The sequence below is a fragment of the Treponema sp. OMZ 838 genome, from assembly GCF_000775995.1.
Lineage (GTDB): Bacteria > Spirochaetota > Spirochaetia > Treponematales > Treponemataceae > Treponema.
In genome coordinates this window covers 2,121,471-2,143,796 of sequence record NZ_CP009227.1, presented here as the reverse complement: position 1 = coordinate 2,143,796, position 22,326 = coordinate 2,121,471, and the positions used below count along the sequence as shown (strand labels likewise).

The 22,326-nt window shown below is 44.7% G+C and carries 22 protein-coding genes; 3 read left to right on the top strand and 19 right to left on the bottom strand.

The window, feature by feature from the left end; genetic code table 11:
- Positions 1-17: 17 nt before the first annotated feature.
- The 13 genes from QI63_RS09780 to QI63_RS09720 all read right to left on the bottom strand — a co-directional run bounded on the left by QI63_RS09780 (position 18) and on the right by QI63_RS09720 (position 13,609).
- Complete coding sequence (locus QI63_RS09780) at positions 18-581, bottom strand: hypothetical protein (RefSeq protein ID WP_235619685.1); 564 nt, start codon at positions 579-581, stop codon at positions 18-20.
- Positions 582-681: 100 nt separating this feature from the next.
- Positions 682-1,398 (bottom strand): potassium channel family protein, encoded by a 717-nt coding sequence (locus QI63_RS09775; protein WP_044015939.1) that lies wholly within the window; start codon positions 1,396-1,398, stop codon positions 682-684.
- Between the two features lie 44 nt (positions 1,399-1,442).
- A complete protein-coding gene (locus QI63_RS09770) occupies positions 1,443-2,060 on the bottom strand; it encodes a DedA family protein (RefSeq protein WP_044015937.1) in 618 nt (205 codons plus the stop codon).
- 12 nt (positions 2,061-2,072) lie between these two features.
- Entirely contained in the window at positions 2,073-4,091 is a 2,019-nt protein-coding gene (locus QI63_RS09765) for an NAD(+) synthase (RefSeq protein ID WP_044015935.1), read from the bottom strand.
- A 48-nt stretch (positions 4,092-4,139) separates the two neighbouring features.
- Positions 4,140-5,243, bottom strand: coding sequence for a hypothetical protein (locus QI63_RS09760; RefSeq protein ID WP_044015933.1), 1,104 nt, complete (start codon positions 5,241-5,243; stop codon positions 4,140-4,142).
- Positions 5,240-6,364, bottom strand: a complete 1,125-nt coding sequence (gene ispG, locus QI63_RS09755) for a (E)-4-hydroxy-3-methylbut-2-enyl-diphosphate synthase (RefSeq protein ID WP_044015931.1) — start codon at positions 6,362-6,364, stop codon at positions 5,240-5,242. The genes QI63_RS09760 and ispG overlap by 4 nt, the downstream gene beginning before the upstream one ends.
- Positions 6,365-6,375: 11 nt before the next feature.
- Positions 6,376-7,530: a tetratricopeptide repeat protein gene (locus tag QI63_RS09750; RefSeq protein WP_044015929.1), complete on the bottom strand. Its 1,155-nt coding sequence runs from the start codon at positions 7,528-7,530 to the stop codon at positions 6,376-6,378.
- Complete coding sequence (locus QI63_RS09745) at positions 7,530-8,741, bottom strand: hypothetical protein (RefSeq protein ID WP_044015927.1); 1,212 nt, start codon at positions 8,739-8,741, stop codon at positions 7,530-7,532. Before QI63_RS09745 ends, QI63_RS09750 begins: the two co-directional genes overlap by 1 nt.
- Positions 8,741-9,850 carry a tetratricopeptide repeat protein gene (locus QI63_RS09740; RefSeq protein WP_235619684.1) on the bottom strand — a complete coding sequence of 370 codons (1,110 nt, stop codon included), beginning with the start codon at positions 9,848-9,850 and terminating at the stop codon, positions 8,741-8,743. The genes QI63_RS09745 and QI63_RS09740 overlap by 1 nt, the downstream gene beginning before the upstream one ends.
- A gap of 25 nt (positions 9,851-9,875) precedes the next feature.
- Positions 9,876-10,505 (bottom strand): ribulose-phosphate 3-epimerase, encoded by a 630-nt coding sequence (gene rpe / locus QI63_RS09735; RefSeq protein WP_044015923.1) that lies wholly within the window; start codon positions 10,503-10,505, stop codon positions 9,876-9,878.
- A 90-nt stretch (positions 10,506-10,595) separates the two neighbouring features.
- A complete protein-coding gene (locus QI63_RS09730) occupies positions 10,596-12,623 on the bottom strand; it encodes a hypothetical protein (protein WP_044015921.1) in 2,028 nt (675 codons plus the stop codon).
- A 21-nt stretch (positions 12,624-12,644) separates the two neighbouring features.
- Positions 12,645-13,232: a DJ-1/PfpI family protein gene (locus QI63_RS09725; protein WP_044015919.1), complete on the bottom strand. Its 588-nt coding sequence runs from the start codon at positions 13,230-13,232 to the stop codon at positions 12,645-12,647.
- A gap of 20 nt (positions 13,233-13,252) precedes the next feature.
- Positions 13,253-13,609, bottom strand: coding sequence for a TraR/DksA family transcriptional regulator (locus QI63_RS09720; protein WP_044015918.1), 357 nt, complete (start codon positions 13,607-13,609; stop codon positions 13,253-13,255).
- Between the two features lie 120 nt (positions 13,610-13,729).
- On the opposite strand from QI63_RS09720, the gene infA reads away from it, so the two are divergent.
- The gene (gene infA, locus QI63_RS09715) at positions 13,730-13,948 is read left to right on the top strand and encodes a translation initiation factor IF-1 (protein ID WP_016523428.1); all 219 of its coding nucleotides are present in this window, start codon (positions 13,730-13,732) and stop codon (positions 13,946-13,948) included.
- Here infA and QI63_RS13470 read toward each other — a convergent pair.
- The 6 genes from QI63_RS13470 to QI63_RS09685 form a co-directional block, all read right to left on the bottom strand.
- Positions 13,945-14,481, bottom strand: coding sequence for a DnaJ domain-containing protein (locus QI63_RS13470; protein WP_044015916.1), 537 nt, complete (start codon positions 14,479-14,481; stop codon positions 13,945-13,947). The genes infA and QI63_RS13470 overlap by 4 nt on opposite strands.
- 4 nt (positions 14,482-14,485) lie before the next feature.
- Positions 14,486-15,172, bottom strand: a complete 687-nt coding sequence (pyrH, locus tag QI63_RS09705) for a UMP kinase (protein WP_044015914.1) — start codon at positions 15,170-15,172, stop codon at positions 14,486-14,488.
- Positions 15,173-15,307: 135 nt separating this feature from the next.
- Complete coding sequence (locus QI63_RS09700) at positions 15,308-16,984, bottom strand: transglutaminase domain-containing protein (RefSeq protein WP_044015912.1); 1,677 nt, start codon at positions 16,982-16,984, stop codon at positions 15,308-15,310.
- On the bottom strand, positions 16,981-17,694 hold the full coding sequence (locus QI63_RS09695; protein WP_044015910.1) for an anti-sigma factor family protein: 714 nt from the start codon (positions 17,692-17,694) through the stop codon (positions 16,981-16,983). Before QI63_RS09695 ends, QI63_RS09700 begins: the two co-directional genes overlap by 4 nt.
- Positions 17,678-18,220, bottom strand: coding sequence for an RNA polymerase sigma factor (locus tag QI63_RS09690; RefSeq protein ID WP_044015908.1), 543 nt, complete (start codon positions 18,218-18,220; stop codon positions 17,678-17,680). The genes QI63_RS09695 and QI63_RS09690 overlap by 17 nt, the downstream gene beginning before the upstream one ends.
- A gap of 16 nt (positions 18,221-18,236) precedes the next feature.
- On the bottom strand, positions 18,237-19,700 hold the full coding sequence (locus QI63_RS09685; RefSeq protein ID WP_044015906.1) for a cysteine--tRNA ligase: 1,464 nt from the start codon (positions 19,698-19,700) through the stop codon (positions 18,237-18,239).
- A gap of 270 nt (positions 19,701-19,970) precedes the next feature.
- Here QI63_RS09685 and murB point away from each other — a divergent pair, with 270 nt between their 5' ends.
- Together murB and QI63_RS09675 are read left to right on the top strand one after the other, a co-directional pair.
- Positions 19,971-20,939: a UDP-N-acetylmuramate dehydrogenase gene (gene murB / locus QI63_RS09680; protein ID WP_044015904.1), complete on the top strand. Its 969-nt coding sequence runs from the start codon at positions 19,971-19,973 to the stop codon at positions 20,937-20,939.
- A gap of 106 nt (positions 20,940-21,045) precedes the next feature.
- On the top strand, positions 21,046-22,308 hold the full coding sequence (locus QI63_RS09675) for a cyclic nucleotide-binding domain-containing protein (RefSeq protein WP_044015902.1): 1,263 nt from the start codon (positions 21,046-21,048) through the stop codon (positions 22,306-22,308).
- Positions 22,309-22,326 lie beyond the last annotated feature (18 nt).

Sequence of the window (22,326 nt, the reverse complement as noted above, 5' to 3'; positions counted from 1 at the left end):
TTAAGAAACTATGAGGTTTATACCTTTTTTCCGTGATAATTATACCGAAAACCTGCACTGAAATTGATTATTTCCGGTATCCCCGGGATAACGGTAATAGAAACATCAAAATTATCATTTACCTTAATATTTGTCTCAATTTCGCCGGCATACCAATAAAAGAGGTGCTGCCAATCCTCACCTTTTGTTCCCCCTTTATAAGACTCTGAAGAAGGATCATAATTAGGTAATTTATACCAACTCCGCTTATATAAAAATGTCGGTCCTATGCCTACATTCATCGAGAACCGAGCGATTTTTAAAAAGCGTACCCTAAAACCAAGATGAGAAAAGCCCGCAAACTGCATCGCACAATCACCATAAAGACCCTGTACCACTTTTATGGAAATAATATCCCGCCACACAAAATATTCAAAATTTAACGTTACTCCAGGATTAAAGACAACGATACCCTTAGGATCAAGCTTCCATGGAAACAGCCGATAATTTGGGGCACCACTTGGATGGATACTTAAGCCGAATAGCTTTACCCCAAAACTAAAGTCATGGGCGAAAATAGGAAATGATGTTAAAAACATCATAACAACCGCAATAGAGAGCGTTTTCCTTAGTCTTTGCATAAGTGATTTATAATGCCATAAACCGAGCTGACCGTCAATATATCTTTTTTAGCCTCTATATTTAGAGATGAAAGCGCGGAAAAAGCATACGGAAAAGGCTTGCATGTTCTTTTTTATGTAAATCTTCCTTATGATGAGAAAAAACAAAAATATGCTCTTCCGAGCCTGCTAAGAGGAGAATATCATCTGCGGCAAAACGATAGTCCGGTTCAATAAATTCAAAACTTTCGCAGTCTTGCTTCCGTACTGCAACGACATTGAGACCAAGTTCTTTCCGCAGATTTGCTTCAAGAAGAGTCATACCGATATATTTTTCATTAATGCTTACCTCAGCCAATGCAAGATCCGCTGAAATCGGCATAAAATTTAACAATAGAGTCGATGCCAGCATCGGCATCACTCGCTTTGCCGCTTCCCGGTCGGGAAAAATCACTTTAGTTGCCCCAACCATGGACAACAGATTCTCATGCTGGTCGGTTTCGGCCTTTACAACAATCTCTTTAATACCAAGCTGCTTTAAATATTTGGTTACCATCAGCGAAAGTTCAATCCTACCGCCCAGATCAACAATAGCAGTACCGATTCTTTGAGGAATATTTTTACGGAGACTCTCTTCATCGGTAATATTAACGACAGAGCCTTTAACGGCCTTGCCTTCATACTTTTTAATAAGATTAGGATCTTTATCTATAATGATAACTTCATCGGTAAAATGGAGCAGTTCTTCCAACATACGGACACCGAACGCACCTAAACCAATAATTGCTAATTTATTCATACAGTCTCCTCTTTACCGATATATATCTATTTTCTATAAGTACATCATTCGGCATTGTATTTCTTTTGTGAAGATTTAAAGATTTTCTCCGATCGCATAACATAAATACTGAAGCCGATAAAAAGAAGTAAAAGGACAATTCCGATGATCTTCATAAAATGACTGCCCCTTTGTCCAAGAAAGTAGACGAGCCAGAATAAAGCCGAAATATTGCAAACCGCTGCAATAGCGTCAAAAAAAGCGAACTTATAAAACGGAAAATTAACAAAGCCGGATGTCATTGAAATAATATTACGTATACCGAAAGGAATAAAACGCCCGAATAAAAAAGTTAGAAAGCCGTGCCGTTCAAGTGCACTGGAAATACGCCTTATATTATTTTCACTTATCAATTTTGAAAAAAATTTCTCCGAAATTCTGCCGCGCCCTAAAAGCCATCCCCAAAAGTACACAAGATAATCGCTGATCACTGCACCGAAATAAAGAGCAGCATAGAAGGCAGGAATAGAGGCCTTCTCTTGTTTGCAGAGCAAAGCAGCAGTAATAACAATGATATCTTCCGAAATCGGAAGATTGAATCCTCCGAGAAACAAGCTGATAAAAATAACCAATGGAAAATAAGAAATATACTGTCCTATCCACGCGGCAATTGTTTGAAACATTAGAAAGATATATCACACTTCCGACAACTTTTCAAGTTCGGCAAGCCATACGGCGGCATTCATGTCGCTCGGCATTTGCCATGCTCCCCGCGGGGAGAAACTGCCGAATCCTACCTGCACGCCGTCGGGAGCACAGGAACGTTTAAACTGCTGAGAAAAAAGGCGTCGGTAAAAAATACGCATACAGCCGAGTATCTGCTGACGGTTATACCGCTGCTCCGTAGAAAAACAATGCTCTGCAAGTAAAAGGATTTTTGCAGGGCTAAAATCCGTGTGCAGCAGATAATATAAAAAGAAGTCGTGCAGCTCATAGGGGCCGAGTATATCCTCGGTTTTTTGCGTGATGACTTGTTTTTGTGCAGGCAGCAGTTCAGGACTGATCGGCGTATCGAGAATATCCTGCACAATAACGCGGAATTCGGTATGCTTATCGGCATCCGGTAAAAATACTGACGGATATGCCGCAATATAGCCGATGCAATGGCGTAACATGGTTTTTGGGAGCCCGGCATTGACATTATACATCGACATATGATCGCCGTTATACGTTTCCCATCCGAGCGCGGATTCGGAAAGATCCCCAGTCCCGACAAGCAGCGCCCCAAGCTGGTTTGCTTTATCCATCAGAATTTGAGTTCGTTCCCGTGCCTGCGCGTTTTCGTAGACCGTATTACAGAGATCTGCGGGGTGTTCGATATCCGCAAAATGTTGCAGCATCGCCTTTTCTATAGGAATGGAAAGAACGGTACAGCCGAGTAATTCTGCAAGTTTAAGCGCATTGGATTTGGTTCTGTCCGTTGTTCCGAAGCCGGGCATGGTAATTGCCGTAACCGAATCGGCTTTCTGACGGAGCATTCGCGAAGCGAGTATCGCAATAAAGAGCGCCAATGTGGAATCCAGACCCCCGGAAATCCCAAGTACTGTCTTTTTACAACCGGTGTGGTACAACCGCTTTGCAAGTCCGCGCGCTTGAAGCTCCGTTACCTGTGAGAAAAAACTTTCCCATGCTTGCTCGTTATTTTGCACCGCAAGCGGAATAAACGGATTGGGGTTACGCGGACGAACAAGTAGAACCCCTCGGGAAGGTATGGCAGGAATGACAATACGGCGGCAAACCGATAAACTGCGGCCGAGACTGGAGGGCGCTTCGCAATCCATATCTGCAAGGGTAATAGCGGCGTCATCTTCATAGCCGGAAAAATTGAAATCGCCTGTTTTATTAAAAGAAGACAGTTCAAACCCGTTTGCCGCCGCAAGCAGCTCGCCGTTTTCGTAAATGCCGCGCTCGCCCGCACAGACAGTGTCGGTTGAAGACTCTCCCCAACCAGCGTTGACAAACAGAACCGTATTTCTTTCTTGCTTTGACCGGGCTGCAGCGCTACGGCAAAGTTCTGTAAAAGACCCGGTGAACGAAGCCTGTGCGAGCGGTTCAATGTATAACGCCGATCCGGTTACCGGTAGGACGTTGCCCGCATCCGGAGAAGCATTTTTAGTTCCGGCTTGACTTTGATTCAGTACATTTTTTGGGCTGCCGATTACAAACGAAAACCGGCTTTTTTCTACTTCAAACAGCAAATCGGAACCGAACGGAATAGCCGTATTTTGCAAACCGGTAAGAATTGCCGAAGATTCTCTTCCGTCATACATGGAAAAAACGCGGGAGTGAGCGGTTCCATCCAGCGGTACAATGCCGTAAATAGTTCCTCTACTGAAGACGGCAACAGCACTGTAGATATTACCCGAAAAAAAGAACGGAAAACCAACCACACCGATAATCGGCTCCATGGAAGTTTGCCGGACGATATACGCAAGCCGGTCTTCAGCAGCATTCAGTAATGACCGGTGTCCGAAAAAAGTACCGCAGCTGGCGGATGTTAGAGCCAATGCGGGGAATACGGCAATATCGGCTCCCATTTCGGCGCTTTTCCGCAATGCACCGATAATCCGTTCGGCATTACCGGTGCAATCGCCAACTGCACAAGAAGGCACTATCGCAGCAACCCGATAAAATCCGTAGTCGTGTATATTCATCTTCCATCTCCCCGGTTTTACCACTGCCGATGCAGCAGTGCTTTTCGTTTAAAAAGTTTGAAAAAGCCTGTAAGTTGCTTCCTTTGCATACGTAAAAGAAGGACAGCTCTCCGACAATTTGTGATAGAGATCATTTGCTTGTACGACAAATCCCTGCCGGTACAACAAATCTGCGAACTGCAAAAAGACATTCCAAATTTGCTTGGTTTCCGTCCATTGTAAGATTTCATTATTTGTACCGATTCTCTGCAATAGATCGGAAAAGTTACTGTACGTATACATAAAATCAGCTTTTTTCAAGGTATTGCTTAAATACGTAACGGCAATATCGGCGCCGAGCAGCGCAGTTCTAAATGCGCGATCGTATTCTTCGGCACGAAGATAAATATCGGTCAGTTCAATATAAGCACGAAGCGCTATATCATTATGATGCCGATATAATGAAAAAAACTTTTCAACCGTCTGTTCATTTTTAATCGTATGGATCATCGCCCTCAATGTCGGACTTTCTACATTGGTAGTTCCATACACCGGATCTTCCGTTAAAATAAGGAGAAGGTATTTTTCCTGATCGTCATATTGCTTTAATAAACCGGAAATTTGTGCAAGCGAATAAATAATTTCAAACCGCATATCGGGGATGTATAAAAATTCTCTCGCTTCCCATGCAGATTGATAAAATCTGCGGGACTGAGTAAGCTCTCCTTCAAGCTCATAAACCTTCCCGATAAGATAATCACATTCAGGATAGACATCGCTCTTTTTTAACCATGTAAGTACTGCAGAAATCGACTTATCAAAATAAGCAGGAGGATGAATAAGAAAAATTCTATCAAGAATTGCACAGGCTTCATAATCCTGCCGCTTTTCCAACACGCGGTATACATCCGAGATAAGATCACCGGCAGCCCGTACCTGATGCGGTTTAAGTGCGGCGAAAAGATAATCATATTGAGCGGTTACCTGTGTTTTATGCATTTCCCGCGCTTGTCTGAACAAAAGGAGAGCCTTGCCGAATTCCCGTCCTTCATACGCAACCTTTCCTTGCTCAAGCAGATGCCAAGGGTACTCCAACGAGTCGGTCGATACTTTTTGTGCATACAGACACACACTGATAAGGATTGTAAAACATGCTATTACTAACTTTTTCATAAACTCCTCAGCTCCTTTTCAAAGGCTGCATCGACAACCGTATTTTTTTCCATTTCCGTCAAGCCTTGTATATCGATACGCTGAACGATAACGCCCCGCTTAAACAACAGGATAACGTTTTCCGCACCGGTAATCCCGATATCGGCAAATTTTCCCTCGCCCGGCCCGTTGACAACACATCCCATCACCGCAACAGTCAAGTCTTTCTTCTCAGCAAAAAGCCGGTGCTGCCAGCGTGCAACGAACCCGTGAACATCAAAACCGTTACGGCCGCAGCGCGGACACGACACCAACCTGATACCGCCTTTCCGTTTACCGCATTCCGTCAAAATTTCCCGCGCTGCAATAACCTCATTTTCCATAGTATCGGAAAGACTTACCCGCACGGTAGCGCCGATATTCCGTCCAAGCAGCTTTGAAAATGCGAGCGTACTTTTGACAATGCCCGAAACCAAAGGCCCCGCCTCCGTAACACCTAAATGGAGCGGCGCAGCGGACTCGGCAGCAAACAGTTCATTGGCAATAATCGTTTCGTTTACGGATGAGGCTTTCATCGACACAAGGTACTGCGTAAAGCCGTGTTTATCGAAAAGCGCCGCTTCCCGCTGCGCCCCGGCAACCAATGCGGCTGCCCTCGCCTCCTCTGCATTGCGTCCTTCGCGGATTTCCTGCTCCATACGGTTCCGTATATCGGCGGGGAGAGAGCCGCTGTTGACACCGATGCGGAGTACGGTACCGGTATCCTGTGCTTTTTTAATGACCGCGCTTACCCGATCTTCCGTTCCGATATTTCCCGGATTGATACGTATTTTTGCAGCACAGCCGTCCATACAGCGCAACGCAAGTCGATAGTCAAAGTGAATATCGGCAACAAGCGGCATCGGCGTCATTCCGGTAAGCTTGACAAACGCTTCGGCACTTTCGGAATCCGGTACGGCAAACCGGAGAATATCACAACCGAGCTGCTCCAATTCGGCAATTTTCCGTGCCGTCTCCTGCAAGGTATCTCCGCTCAGCGGCTGTTTCCACATAGTCTGGATAGCAATAGGACTATCTCCGCCAAGCTCAATACTCCGAACGCTGCCCTTGCCGCCTATCCGTACTTTTTCCGCCGTATACATATTTTCTCCAATCAGCGTTTGTTTTCCGGTACTTGGCTTTGATGAATACCGGCAGCTTTTAAAAAAAGGATACCGCCCCGCTGCTGAATTTTCCCTAATACTTCTATCGGGCGCTCAGAATCTATCCTGACCGAAAAATTACAAAAGATAGGGACAACACCTTCCAGCTGAATGCGCTCGCTATACCCTACCAAAAGATCGAAACTCGTATTGTCCCCACCCGATTGTATATTTGTTGCCCGCCCCGACCAAATTGTCCAGCAATCAAGATAGAGCGGAATATCAGCCCGCACATCGCTGTAGGTAGGAATATCCCGAACAGTATCGAAGCCCGGTGTTGCAAAATAGTCCATCAACAATCGAGCTTTTTGTTTAATCGAATGAGCGGCATTTGAAGACAAAATCCGGTTAACTTCAATTTGAGCAAGGTTATCCCGTGAATCCTGAAAATATTTCTGTGCATTCCGATATGCCGCAAGTACCTCTTTTTCAGAAAGCGTATACCGATACGTTCCGCCCGTATCAATCGGACGCGCTTTTTCATCCGACAGCAATGTGAACGCCGAAAGGTCGGCTCTATTATTATTCCGAGTCCGTATTGACAGCGGATATTTTATCAATATCGTTACTGCAATCGCCGCAATAAACACTGCAGCTACAAAGCAGGCAAACAAGATTATTCTTTTTTTGATATAGGCCTGCACACCGGGGCGGGGATAAAACTTCTTTATTTCGCCCGATTGAACGGCGTCTCCTATTGCCTCCGGCGTATTATGAGTTCGAATAAACTCCAACCCGCTGCGTGCCAATTCATGGTTAGGATTATACTCAATGGCTTCCAAATAATAGTCGATCGCACGAGCAGTATCACCGCGCCGTAAAAACAGCACGGCCTGCGCACACAGCAAATCGGGATCAGTCATTTTAATACGCCGCGCACAGGTCAAATAATCAACGGCACCGCCGATATCCCCGGCATGTAAACAAGCAAGTCCTAAATACAAATAAAAAGGAAACGATTTGTTAAATGAAGCATTATACACGACATCTTTGGTATCGCCCGACACAACGTATTGCGTAACGTGCGGTTCCAATAAGTTAATGACCTGTTGATAATTCCCCTTCGCAAATTGTTTTTTTGCTTGTTCAAGAATCGATGACGGCATTATTGTTCCTGCATAGCCTCTATTGCGTTATCTACTTCTATACGTAATTTTGCAATCTCTTCCATGGATAATGAGTCGGACGATTTTTCAAGCTCCGCAATTTTATCCAACAGCTCCTGCACATACCGGTAATCTTTTTTAGGTTCTTCCGGTTTTACCGGTGGATTCTGTTCGGCGGCTTGAACGGCAGCAGACTGCTCTGCAGATGCCGAAGAAACAGAACTATCCGCCGGCTGTGTGTTAGGAGCAGCCGGTTGAGTTATGGGAGCAGCCCGGTAAACGGTAGTAACGGTAGGCTTGCTAATAACCGGTGCTGCAACGGGCACAACCGTCTCTCCCGCTACCTGTTGAGTATACGCCGAATATGCCGTTACGCTATCAGCTGTACTCCGGTAATCGTAAAAACCGATGCAATTTGTAACACTGAACGTCTCTTTATAAAGAATCTTCTTTTCAGACCATACGTATAAAAGCCCGGGATCGGAAAATGCATACTTACGGAAGGATCTACCGTTTACATAAGAAGGCAGCCACTTCTTTGTTACCAGCCGCTCCCAATTTGCAATATATACGGATGTAGGTACTGTCGCATATTCATTTCGTAAGAAGAAGAGGCAGGCATATCCTCTATCCGCAGAAAAGATAACGGAATCTTTTTCCAATACAGGCTGCAGCATCAGTTCCGCTCCGATTTCGCTGCGTAAGTCCGTATACAGCGGAACAAGATTCTTTTCACCCAACGACGTGTCAAATAACGCCTTTAAACCGATATCGGCAATATCTCCCGAAATGTTTTGAATTTCGGTTACGACCTTTAAGAGCTTCCCCGTTGACCGCTGTTTTGAAGGTACAAATGAAAACGTCTGCGTCGCCAAAAAGTCCATACTGATCTGGAACATAACCGTTATCTCATTTTTTGACTGGCTAATAATAATTTTCTTCCCGCTTTTATTATTGAGATGGTGTATCTCTCCATTAAAGAGCACTGAATAAAGATTCACGGAAGATTGAGAGCGGTCATCATACAGCGGCTCATACGAGCGTGCATCTTCGGCCTTCGAATGATATAAACAGAAATTACCAGTATTAGGGTAAATAACCAGCTTGAGCGGATCACTGACCATTTCGACTGTATTTTCCGCTGCAAATAATCCGCTCAGCAACCATACCGAGAGGCACAATAGAATCATCTTTTTATTGAGTATCTGCATTATTTTGCTCCTTTTGTACGCTGTTCATAAAGTTTTTCCAAGGTCTTGGTACGAGCCATCAGCTCTGCCAATTCCTGACGACGTCTTTCAAGTTTCTGCCGTTCTGCTTCTTTTTGTTCTTTTTGTTGCTGCTGTTCCCGTATACGCTGATTTTCTTGTTCTTCAACAATCAGAGAAAGCGTTGCGGAAATTTCATTGATTTTTTTCTCCAATGCCGCTAAGCGGCCGGTAAAGTATTCGGTCTGCTTTTCTTCTTCCGGTAACGGAGCAGCATCCACAACTGGTGCAGCCTCCGCAACCGGTGCAGCTTCCGTACGCTCGGCTGATGCAACCGCTGTCTCGGTTGTATCGGGTTTGCCGGCATCCGCGGTAGTATCGGGAGTATCTCCAGCAACCGTTATAACAGCTTCATCCGTAATCAGTGCATCTGCGGTATTGCTGTCCGTGCTGTCTGACGCAATCGAGGCACTTGCTTCATAGGATTTCGGGGCGGCTTTATCGGATTTCGGCTCCGGTTCGGTGGATTCAGATATTTTTTCAGCCTCTGCCGATGCGGAATGGGTTTCGCTCGCCATCCGCAAAAGTTCCTCCCGAACCGCCTGTTGATCGATAAGTACGATTTTATATCGTGCCTCGTTTACTTTTCCCGACTGCGGATAATTTACTACAACGTCGTTAAAAATTTTGCGGGCTTCGGCGTGATTCCCCGCTGCGTAAAAATTTTCCCCTATCCAATAATGAGCGGACGGAATCTTAGGATGGTCGGGATACTTTTCAATAAATTCATAGAAGTTCTCCGATGATGCATCATAGCAGCCCGACAGATGTAAAAGCCGTCCTTTTTGATAGCTCACCTCGGCGGCACGTTCATCCTCAGGGGCTGCTTCCAAAAACGCATCGGCATACTCCAATGCACGCTCATAGTTTTGTGCAGAAGTTTCGGACATTACGAGCCAATAGAGCGCCTCAGTACGGTCGTTCGGTTCTGCCGTAGTAATCACCCGTTCTAATGATTCCACAGCAGCAGTCCACTCACCGCGGCTATACGCATCAAGACCGGCCAGTAAGTCATCGTTGCCTGCAAAAAGGCTGCATATACCAAAACACACAAGATAAACCAATACTAATTTTTTTTCATTTCTTTATCTCTCCGGAAAAAAAAGATGATCCCGAAACGACAACATCGGCACCTGCATTACATACAGCAGGAAGCGTTTCCGCATTGACGCCGCCGTCAACCGAAATCAAATAGCGATAACCGTATTTTTTACGGTACTCACACAATTTCTCAATTTTACCGAGACAGTGGGGGATCATCGTTTGTCCGCCAAAGCCCGGATTAACCGTCATCACCAACACAAGATCGACCAAGGGTAACACCTCATCCAAAAGATGTACAGGGGTTGACGGTACGATACTCACGCCGGGCTTCATACCCGCCGCGCGGATTTCCGTAATAAGCCGATGGGCATGTATTGCCGCTTCAATATGAAACGTAAAATAATCGGCACCAGCCGCCGCAAAATCTTTTACAAAATCTTGAGGACGGGCAACCATCAAATGCACGTCAAAAGGAAGAGTGCTCTTACGCCGCAAGCTGCGTACAACGGGAGCGCCGAATGTTAAATTCGGTACAAAGGCGCCGTCCATCACATCAAGATGCACCCATTGCCCTCCGTTTGCTTCAATAAACTGTAATTCTTCAGCAAGCCGTGAAAAGTCTGCACTCAATAAAGACGGCGCTAATATAAACGATGCCCCCATCGTCTTAAACCCTCCTCGTTCCGCAAGAAAACCCAATATCTCGATTACAATATCGGATTTTTTTTCAAAAGTTTGAACCGGACATCAGCATTACGAAAACAATGAACTGCGGAATGCTCTCATCTTTACGATACCGGCAATCGAAATTTTTTCTTTGTATGGAGCATTTTCTCCCTGCATCACCAATACCGCATCATGATCCGTTTTTTCAATTGTAATAGGAATACCGGTAATTGTCCGCCGTCCGGAAGCACCATCGATAGACACCTCCAAACGGCTGTTATCGGTAATCGCAGTTTCTGCAAGGTGGATTTTGCCTAAAAAATCAAGCCCGGAAACCTCCCGGACTTCGTTGTCAGCCGGCGCTCCATATAGCTGCTCTTTGGTGATAATCAGCTTTTTCGCAATTTTTTCTTTTAAGCTTTGTTTATTATACTGATCGATGGGCATCGTATCTACAACAGCTTGCAGCTCCCGAATATGCTCAGAATAGTTTTTTTCCTGTTTACATTGCGCCGTATGCTGTTTTTTTGCTTTTTTATCAAAATTATCAAGCACAGAATGCCGATTTTCAATAGAAGAAAATCCGGTAGCAGTATAACGGTCTGTAGAACCTGTAGTATAAAAAGTTACATCTAAACCGGCAGACTTGACCATCGTGCGAACCGAATCCAAATCCATTTGCTTTATCAGATATACACCGTCGGCTAACTCCTTATAGATGATATCCTGCAGCCCGGCATTTTGCTTAAAAAGCTTCCGTTTGTCTTCTGCAACGGTTATCACAAATCCGTAGTATAAACCGACGGCGGTACACTGCAAATACCATTCGGAAATACTTACCTTTATATTTTGAGGAAGCGTCCCTCCGGAAGCTTCCTCCAGTAAGGCGATCAACGCTTTATCGGTGCTGCACCGCTCAAAACAACGCAAACAGGCTGTCCGTGTGATACTAAACCGGCCGGTTGTCAAAATAGATACCGGTTCCATGCAGCTCAGTACCGGAAATATCCGCCCAAGAGCCGTAAAGGGCAACAGCGTTATCTCAAATGAAGGAGCGGCAATCAACCGCTGCTCTACCGATTCTTGATTAAAAGAGGCAGCATTCAACTGCCAATAGTCTCCAACCGGCAGTAAAAACTTGAGCGCTTTGAGCGTATCGATCATACGCAGTTCATCCTCACTCATCATATCAGGGAAAATCGAGGCATCTCCGGTTGTTTCGACATATAAACGCATATATAAAAAATCGAAAAAACGTTTCAACGCAATATCATCATACAATCCGCGAGGATCAAGGGAGGTCAAAAAATCCGAAAAAAACTGTGCCCTTTTTTGCATACTATCACGGCGTACATGACCATACATTGCGGCAACAATATACATCTTTCTGTCAAACGGCTTTTGCTTAAAAAACTCCTCCCATCGCCCTTGCTGAGGAATAAGGCTTACATCCTTCCGTATCAGCAAACCGAGATTTTCTAAGCCGGTACAGAGCGTTTTAAAAGCGCCGATATCCGTTGCCGTATCTTGAAAAATCACTTTAAGCTGCTTTTCGGCTCTCACTTTAAAAGTACCATTCATTTTAAGCACATCGGGTTCTTTGAGAAAAAAGGTGTAGAGTCCCGCCAATACGATATCATCGCAAAGCGTTGCCTCACTCTGAGGCTCCTTTTCCTGCTGAGGTAAAAAAAGCGAGCGCGAATCCAACAAAGGTTCGACGGCTTTATACAAAAAAGGATTAATCTTGTAGTTGTTTATTACTCGATCGTAATCATCGGTATAACTATCCCGATAGAGAATAAGCCGCTCTTCCAGATTGGTCAGCCGCGTTTGTAATGCAGTTTCAGAAGATAAAAATATCAGCAATGCGCCGCGGTTGGCCACCGGCAGCGTATGAACGGCTGTTAAAATCAGCAGGTCGAGGCGGTCAAGGCTTTCTACCATCGTCCGCTGTGTCTCCGGCTTCGATAAAAATCCGCCAAGGCTCTCTACAAGACGCTGCTTATTAAAAGGCGTTTTAATTTCCCCGAGATACAGACGCACTAAGAGAAAAAACGTCCGTTCAGGAAGGAACAGCATCGCTTCTTTCCAATCTTGATAACCGTTTATCTTCATTATACTATCAATACGTACGTACTACCGGGCGACGATTGAGCTTTTCAGCTCAGCAAGTTTCTTTTCGCCGTACAAGGCATCCGCCAAGGCAAAAGCGAATTCTTCGGCGGCTCCGGCTCCGCAGGCAGTAATAAATTGACCGTCCCGAATAACCCGCGCGCCCGTCACGGGTTTTGTCGATAAATCTTCTCCCATGCCCGGATAGCAGGTAAATTGTTTCCCGTCAAGCAAACCCCATTCGCCGAGCGCAAGCGCCGGAGCCGCGCAAATTGCTGCAACAAATCCCCCGTGTTTTGCCGTCTCGGTTATAAAAAAACGAAGATCAGTACTTTCACTGAGTGTACGACTGTTTGGAAGACCGCCCGGCAGTATTGCCAATACGGTATCTGCTGCCAACTGCTCGGCATTTTTTTTTGCGTCTGCACCGTCTCCGATCAGTTCGGATAAGGCAAGATCGCAGGTAACGGCCAGTCCGCGTGACGAGCGAATAATTTTTGCACCGACTCCAACCAACGTCAAATCGGCTCCGCAGCGGCGCAAGTAATCGAGCGGCGTAATCGCTTCGACTTCTTCAAATCCGCCCGCGATGAATAAAAAAACTCTTTGCATTGTATCTCCCCTTGTATGGGTTAGCGTTTTTTTCGTTCGGTTTCAGATTGACAATCGATACACATCAATGCATAAGGGATCGCCCGCAGCCGGTCTTCCGGTATTTTTTTTGCACACTTGATGCACTTGCCATACTTACCTTGTTCGAGACGGGCAAGAGCGGATTCAATTAACTGCATCCGTTTGGCATCTTTTTCATTCATGCTTTCCAGCATCTTCCGATCGGTATCTTCCGAAGCGATATCGCCGAAATCTTTAGGATCGACCGATTCAATAATCTGTTTGAAACTTTCATGGTTTGCTACAAACGTTTTGATAATTTCGGCACGGCGCTCATGCAGCGATTGCTTCATCTCTTGATAAAACTCTTTTTCCATCTATTTTTTATAACTCCTTTCTTTTTATGCCCCTTTCCATTAGTTGACAAACTAATGAATAGACTCTACAATTATACGCGTTATTTCAATAAAAAAGCAAGTGTTTTTTTTGGAGGAATTGTGGCTAAAGAAGAAGCAATTGAAGTTGAAGGAATAGTTAAAGAATCCCTTCCCAATACGATGTTTCGTGTTGAATTAAAAAACGGTCATGTCATTTTAGCGCATTTATCGGGAAAGATGCGCAAACATTTTATCCGCATTGTTCCCGGCGACAGCGTAAAGGTTGCGCTCTCTCCCTACGACCTTAACAGAGGAAGAATTATTTTCCGCGAACGCTAACTGCTTTTAAAAAATGACACAAATGCTATTTTCAGGTTTTTAACACCTTTCACCAGCAACGGCACACCGATAAAAAGACCTAAAAAGCCGAAGAGGTATATCACACGGAAGCTTAACAAGCCCAACCATAGATATAAGATACCGGCGAGTAAAGCGCTCAATCCTCTGCGCCGTGAAACCGGTTCGTTTTCCTGCTGTGGCGAATGGTAAAACGTCCAGTGATACGATTGACCGAACATCGGATCATCATCTTCTTCTGCGAACGGGTTATAGGTAAAAGGATTTTGCCGTGCATACTGTTGTGTATAGGCTCCGTATTGCTGCGATGCGGTACCGCCGAGGTCATAATCGGCGCGTTTCTTGGAATCGGACAATACGGAATATGCTTCATTTATCTTTTTGAACATTTCTTCGGCGGCTGCATTTCCCTGATTTTTATCGGGATGATATTGCAACGCCTTTGCGCGGTATGCTTTTTTTATTTCTTCATCGGAAGCAGTTTTCGAAACTCCCAGAACCTCATAATAATCCATACGTCTAGCCTATTGTCGTGCCTTTAAAGGGACAGTCGTTTAATATATTATCAAGATTATTCAAATCAGTACCGCCGGCGCAGATTACCTGTATCCCCGCTTTTTGAGCACGCAGGCTTGCGACCGGATCAAACGGCACATTTTTGCCGGGAACCCATTCCGTACCAACGAGCCGAATAAATTGCTCCCACGAAATCGAATCAATCGGTTTTGCATCAGGATTTTTCTTAGGATCGTCAGTGTATACTTTCTCGATATTGGAAAGATTGATAACCTGCTTTGCAGAAAAACGCTCCGCCAATAAAACAGCATCGTTATCGGTGGAAAAGCCCGGCTTCCAGCCCGCTGCTATCAATATCTGCCCGGAAAAAAGCTCCACAGCCGTAGGGTCGTATACAACGGGATTAGGACATATATCCAAAAAAATAGCTTTTAAGAGCTGCGCATTAAGCCGTGTCGCCATAATACCGATCCAATCGGCCTCATCATTTGAAGGCGTATTATCTGTAATATTTTTATATGCTTGCTGATACATTCGGGCGGGACCGCCGCCACCGACAACTAAAATCAGTTTTCTCTCTGCCGACACACTGAGCCATCTGCGTATATGGGCGGCAAAATCCCGTAAAAAGGCTTCATCAGGCTGTTGAGGCACCACAATTGATCCGCCTACCGATAAAACACGTACCATGAAGATCCTCCTCATTCACATTGGAAGTTTACTTTAGATCATAAAACAAGTAAAAAACACTATCAGTTACCGCCCATTTACAGGCTGTTTTTCACTTTATAATGTAATAATTAATTTAAAAAAATGCAATTCTTTTTAGTATACGCCTGTTATCTTCGGGATCCGCCAGAGTGCACTGTAGCCGCTGATATTCGGCGTTGCTTCTTCCCAAATAGACCGAAAGGCATAGCTCCGAACTTTTTCCGTCGTTTTACCGTTCGGCAGCATTGGTGCTTGATTTTGATACCCACGAGAAAACGCAATGTGATAGGCATCCAAATTACCGAAATACCATCTTCCCTTATCAGCGATACCGGTATCAAAAGGAATGCCGGACGCAAGGGCAGGATCAACGGGAACCCAGCCGAAACCGTTTATATAGAATGCTGCCCACCAATGCAGCACAGCTTTCTGCTCCTGATCAACCAATAGTCCGGCCGCCGGAATAGCCGGCACCCCCGCAGCGCGGGCAAGCGTACAAAACAGCAATGCAAGATCATAGGCACTGCCGTTTTTCTCTTCCAAGGCAGTAAGAATAGATCGTCCTGCATCTGCCGCGCTGCTTTCCCGTGCTTTTATCTCGGAGGTTAAAAAGGTGTAGATACGCCGTGCTTTATTATAAGGGTTCGTTTCAGAGCCGACAATCTGCCGGCATATCTTTTTAATTACTGCGTTATCGGCAGGAAGGAAATCATCTGATTCGGTATATGCGGCATACAAAAGCGGATTATTTTGCTCCGTCCTCCTGAGAGACGCAACATTAACATTCGTTTCAACTATACTGCGGGATACGCTGTATTCCTGCCGGATCTGTATTTTACTGCCGGATTCAACATTATGAAAACGGTAAATACTCGCACCCTGATATGAGGGTACAAACGGCTCCGGTTGGACGGAATTAATAGTAACGGTACGCTGTGTTTCCATTTTTTGCGGCAACGGTATCTGCAAAAAGAAGGTATTCGGCGTCTCTGCCAGAAAATCGGAAATTTCAACTTCGGAAACAAGACGATATGTCCTCGTATTCGTATAGGTTTTTGTACCGTATTTGTTTTTCAACCGGAACGCTACAGGATTACTCATCCCCGCTTCGGTAATAATCACGACATTTCCCGTATCCGCGGCATCGGGTACCCGTATCCGCAACTCACGATCGCTCCAAAATTCGTAATCAAAATCCGATTCGCTGCATTCGGCCCCGGTCAACACCGCTTCTTTTGCAGTATTTTGTGCGTAAATGGCATTCTGCATTCCTGTAAATAGTACAACCGAATTATTACGCGCATGACCGAAGTTTTTGCCGTGAATGGAAATCAGATCCCCCACATTGCCCGAATCGGTCTCCAAAGAGTCGATAAACGGAAGATTTTCGTCTGCGGTACGTTTTGAACTAACCGGAAAAACAGTCTGATTCACCAACATGACTGCATTTCCTTGCTTATTCTTAGTCACTACGTACAGCATATCTTCATAGAGAGTATCAGGTGCTTCAAAAACGATCCTCGTATCAGTCCATTCAATACACCGGTCGGATTTAATTCTGTCATTGCCGATCATAAGCCACGAATGGATTGAAGGCTGTCCAAAATTCTTACCTGCTACAGTAACGCGTTCACCCGGCACGGTCACTTGAGGAGACACGGCTGTAATAACATTGGAACGAATGGTAGATCGAGAAAAGAAAATAATACCGGCTACTATACCGCCGATAACAAATGAAAAAATAAGAAAGCGAAAAAAGGGATACTTTCTTATGAGATAAAAAAGCTTCATCGATTGCTTATTCTTATATTGGGATCAGCGATGATATAAAGCGATTGATACTCCGATGAAAGCGGAAACGACGAAGAAGAAATTTTAAGATCGACTGTAGATTCAACCGGCTGAAATAAATTTTCATCTTTTGAATACAAACGGGTAAATTCACCGACCGTAAAGAACTTAGCATTAGTATTCACTGCTTTAGTCGATACGGCATAGTTTTGAGTACCGCTTGTTTGGGTAATGCCGTAATCTATCTCGGTAATAGGCTTTTGTTTCTCAAGCGAAACGGGAATAATCGGAGTAAAAGAAGACTGAGCCGCAGCAACTGAATTGATAGTATGTTCTACTTTGAAGAATAATATAAGCGGCAAAAAGACAAAAACCAGAATAGCGGCTGCGGCGGCAGAAACAGGAATGCGAATGGAAGACGAAAACCACCGTTCACCTGAGCTTAATGCCCATCGCCGTTTTTGGGTTTGCGATTTATTCTGTAATACGGCATTTCGCTTTTCAAGCAATTTAGCAAAAGAATCCCCCGCATCAAACTCCGCTTCGGCCGTTGGTTTTTGCATATAACGGTGCACCATCATATATTGACCGTATATTTTTTTGCATGTAGCACATTGCTGTAAATGCTGTTCTATTGTTCCTTTCCAAGGGAACAGAATTTCACCGTCGATATAAGCAGACAAAAGATCTTTATTAGGGCATGTAGACATTATCTTCTCCTATAACTTTTGCTAAATATTCCCGTGCACGGAAAATACGGACTTTCACATTTCCTTCGCTAATACCAAGGATACGTCCAATCTCCTTATAATTCAACTCGGTATATTCACGAAGCTGTAGTGCTATCCGCAGTTTTTCAGGCAATTGCTCCAATGCATGCTGTACATCTTGAATTGTTTCATCTTTCAAGAGCGCAGTCTCACCGGAGTCTATTTTACGCTGATCTTCTTTAAAGGCACGCGTATATACTTTCCGCTCCAGCACTCGCCGTTTCGCATAGTTCAGCGCTGCATTTTTTACCACTCTGATAAGCCAATACTTTGCATCATTTAACGACGGAAATTTCATCTCCTTTTCCGTCATCTTAATCAGCGCATCATGGCACAGGTCTTCAGCAGCATCTTCTTCCCGTACAACATTATAGGCAACCTTGTACAGTGCCGGTATTACCGCATCATAAATGGTTTTAAAATCCTTATCGGAAAGCGCATCTAACGGCGCTAATTCATCAAACAACTCAGTCTCCCAAAGGTTACATCTTACGCCACAGCGTTCCGTTTGCCGTATCTTCTAAAGCAATTCCACGATCTTTCAGCACGTTACGGATTTCATCCGCCCGTTTAAAGTCTTTATTCTTTTTCGCTTCCGTCCGTTCAGCAACCAAGCGTTCGATTTCTTCTGCATTATCGACTGATTCGGTGCCGGTATGAAGCGCTTCTGCTTCTTCTATTAAATGTAAGGCAAGTACCGTATCGAAAATACGAATTAACGTAACAGCTTCACTTGCATCGAGCTCCTTATCTTTAACGGCCAGCTGCAGCACGGAAAGTGCACGCGGTGTCGAAATATCTTCTTCAAGCGCATGCACAAAGTCCGTAAAACAACCGCGTGCTTTTTCGGTATGGAGCAGCGCAATCGATTGTTCGGCTGTTAGACCGCCACAGGGGAAATCGGGAAACGTTTTTGCTTCAGTCAGCAGATTGGAAATCCTTTGTTCAAGGTTTTTACGCGCATTCTTTGCCGTTTCCATCGCTTCCCACGAAAAGGTAAGCTGACTGCGGTAATGTCCACCCAGCAACAGGAAACGGTAATCGAGCGGCGCATACCCCGCCTCAATCACCTTATCTAAGGTGATAAAATCGCCGGTAGACTTGGACATTTTCCCCTTGTTCATCACCAAAAATTCGTTATGGAGCCAATATTTTACCCATTTTTTGCCGGTTGCCCCTTCCGACTGGGCTATCTCGTTTGTATGGTGAATACGGATATGATCGATACCGCCCGTATGAATATCAAACTGCTCGCCTAGATACTTCATACTCATGGCGGAACACTCGATATGCCAGCCCGGATATCCCCTACCCCACGGAGAATCCCACACTAGAGCTTGATTTTCAAACTTGCTCTTGGTAAACCAGAGCACAAAATCATGCGGATTCCGCTTATTTTCATCCACTTCGATGCGTGCGCCTGCCTTGAGGTCTTCAAGATTAATCGACGCAAGTTCTCCATATTTTGGAAAGGTCATAATATCATAGTAGAGATTCCCGCCTGCCGAATACGTGTGTCCATTCGCTTCAATCCGTTTGATCAGCTCTATCATATCGGATACATGTTCGGTGGCCTTGCATACGACATCGGGACGGCGGATGTTAAGCCGTTCGGTATCCTTAAAGAACGCTTGAGTGTAAAAATCGGCAATCTCCAACACACTCTGTCCGCGCTCCTTCGCTGTCTTAACCATCTTATCTTCACCGTCATCGGCGTCTCCCGAAAGATGACCGATATCGGTTATATTCATCACATGGGTTACCGGATACCCTAAAAAACGCAGCAGGCGCGACAGCGTATCTTGGAATACATACGCCCGCAAGTTACCGATATGCGCATAGTTATATACAGTCGGACCGCAACCGTAGAAGCCCACCTTTTTCGGATCAACCGGCACAAAGTCCTCTATTTTATGCCCCAATGTGTTATATATGCGTAAACTCATAAAAAAATCTCCTGTATGATAACCAATTGGTATTTTTCTTGCCATTTCTGAAAATACATTTTCCGTAAGCCTTTTGAAAATAGCCTGTTAAAAAACGTACATCCGTGTACGTTTTTTAACGACAAGTTTTTCTAACGAAAAACTTGCTACTGCTTGCACCCACCGCCGTCCATGGCGGTTCTGATACGTTGCGCGACAACGCAGATGCGCCGTATATTTTCAAAAGACAAGTCTTTTATAAATACCGCTGATAGTATATAGTGTTTTAGTATGTTTAATCTAGGAGAAAAAGAGAAAAAAAACAGTTTCCCTGTTAAATTCTGTGATATAATACAAAAAAACGTAAAATTGAGTTCATTTACGAGTTTCAAAATCGGTGGAAATGCCGATATATATATTAGGCCTTCATCTCAGGATGAATTGGCAGCGGCACTGACGTTTATTCATGCGGAACGCATACCGGCAATACTATTAGGCGGTGGCAGCAACCTGTTAATTCCGGATGAAGGAATACGGGGAGCCGTTATCCATACCTGTAGATTAAATAAAATCCTGCTGGTGGAATCTGCAGGCCACCTGTTTGTTCAAGCGGAAGCCGGATCGCTCGTGCAAGATCTAACGGAATTCTGCGCGGAGCACGGCCTTACCGGGTTGGAAGATTTTGCCGGGCTTCCCGGAACGGTGGGAGGGGCAGTCTTTATGAACGCCCGTTGTTACGAAAAATCGATTTCCGATGTATTATTTTCCGTATCGGCGTTGTATTTTTCTGAAAAAGGCTGCACATTGCAGGAATATAATTGCCGTAAAGAAGATTGGGGCTATAAACAATCGCCGTTTCAACCGTCAAATAAACGATACGCAGCGATTGATGGTAACCGACCGGTAATTGTTTCCGCAACGTTTGGAGTTGAACAAGGAGATGCGATACTCATCCGTAACATAATGGAGAGCCGCATTACGGACAGAACGTCGAAGGGACACTTTAAACTCCCTTCGGCAGGGAGCGTGTTTAAAAATAATCATGCATTCGGAAAACCATCCGGTCAGCTGATAGATGAGGCCGGCTTACGCGGTCTGCGAATAGGAGACGCCCAGGTGGCGCCGTGGCATGGGAATTTTATTGTGAATACCGGTTCCGCAACTGCACGGGATATTGTGGAACTCATTGAGGCAGTTCAAAGACAGGTGAAAGATAGAACCGGTTTTGAACTTGAACCGGAGATCATTTTTGCCGGATAAAGGGGCTTACGTATATTGCAACAGCCTGGTATTATAATAAACCTGTTCGACAACGAAGTTATCGGACAGGCCTAATGACAAGCAAAAAAAATAAGAGGGTAATAAAGTGCTTCAACTATCTTTTGTAAATTTTAAACGTGGGTCTTATATCCTCATTGAAGGGAAATCCGATACCGACCGTTTTTATATTATCCAAAGCGGTCAAGTACAAATTGCAAAGCAAAAAGAGGTTGTAGCGGAAGAAGAGGGAAATCTCCTCGGACCGGGCGACTTTTTAGGGGTTGTTGCCTGTATGGCACATCATAGTCAGATTGAAACGGCTATTGCGGTTACCGATGTAGTGCTTATTGCCGTACACTATGCACAGTTCCCTGAACTGATCGAAAAAAACACTCCGATTGCAATGAAGATTATCTATTCTTTTAGTAAAAAGATGCGGTATTTGGATGAAGCGCTTACCCGAATTACCCTTAAGCGTAATATTGAAACTGATATCTCCCATCTTTTTACCATCGGTGAATACTATCTTAAAATGTCAAAATTTGAGCTTGCGTTGTATGCTTATTATCATTATCTAAAAGAAAAACCGGACGGACAATTTGCCGAAACGGCGCGGAAACGCTTTATGGCGATAAAGTCAACCGGTGTGAAAGCACCGATTGAAATGCTCGAACCGGACACTAAGCAGATGGTTCGGGTGTATAACCGCGAATCAATGGTCTTCTGCGAATGCCAATCGGGAACCGAATTATATATCATCCAAAAAGGCCGAGTAAAAATTTCCAAGATTGTAGATAATAGCGAAGTATTGCTTGCAGTCCTCAGAGAAGGTGATATGTTCGGCGAAATGGCATTGCTTGAGAATAAACCGCGGTCAGCGACAGCTATTACCGCTGCAGAAGAGTGTCAACTTTTAGCGGTAAATCGGCAAAACTTCAACCAAATGGTTGCAACTCAACCCCAACTGATTGCCCGCTTAACTACTACCCTTGCGGATCGTATTTGGGCGATGTACAAGCAGCTTGCAAATACGCTCATTCCTGTTCCGCTTGAAAAGATGTACGATATGCTGAGCATTCAACTTGAAAAGCTGCGGATACAACCTGGATCAGGCAAGCAGCACACCTTTTTGTTCGGTCCTGCGGAGCTTGCAAAAATGTGCAGTATTCCTAAAGAACAGGTCGCACAAGCGATTGCTGAGTTTTTAATGACACCGATTGTGCGCAGTACCGACGACAGCATCATTATCACCGATACACTTGAGCTGTCGAAGCAGACCGCGTACTTTAAAAAGATGCAGGAAATTGAACAAGCTCGCAAGCAATCCCGTGCCAATGAACCGACCTACCGCGGAAAACCTGTCCGTTAATATATAAGGACACCATGA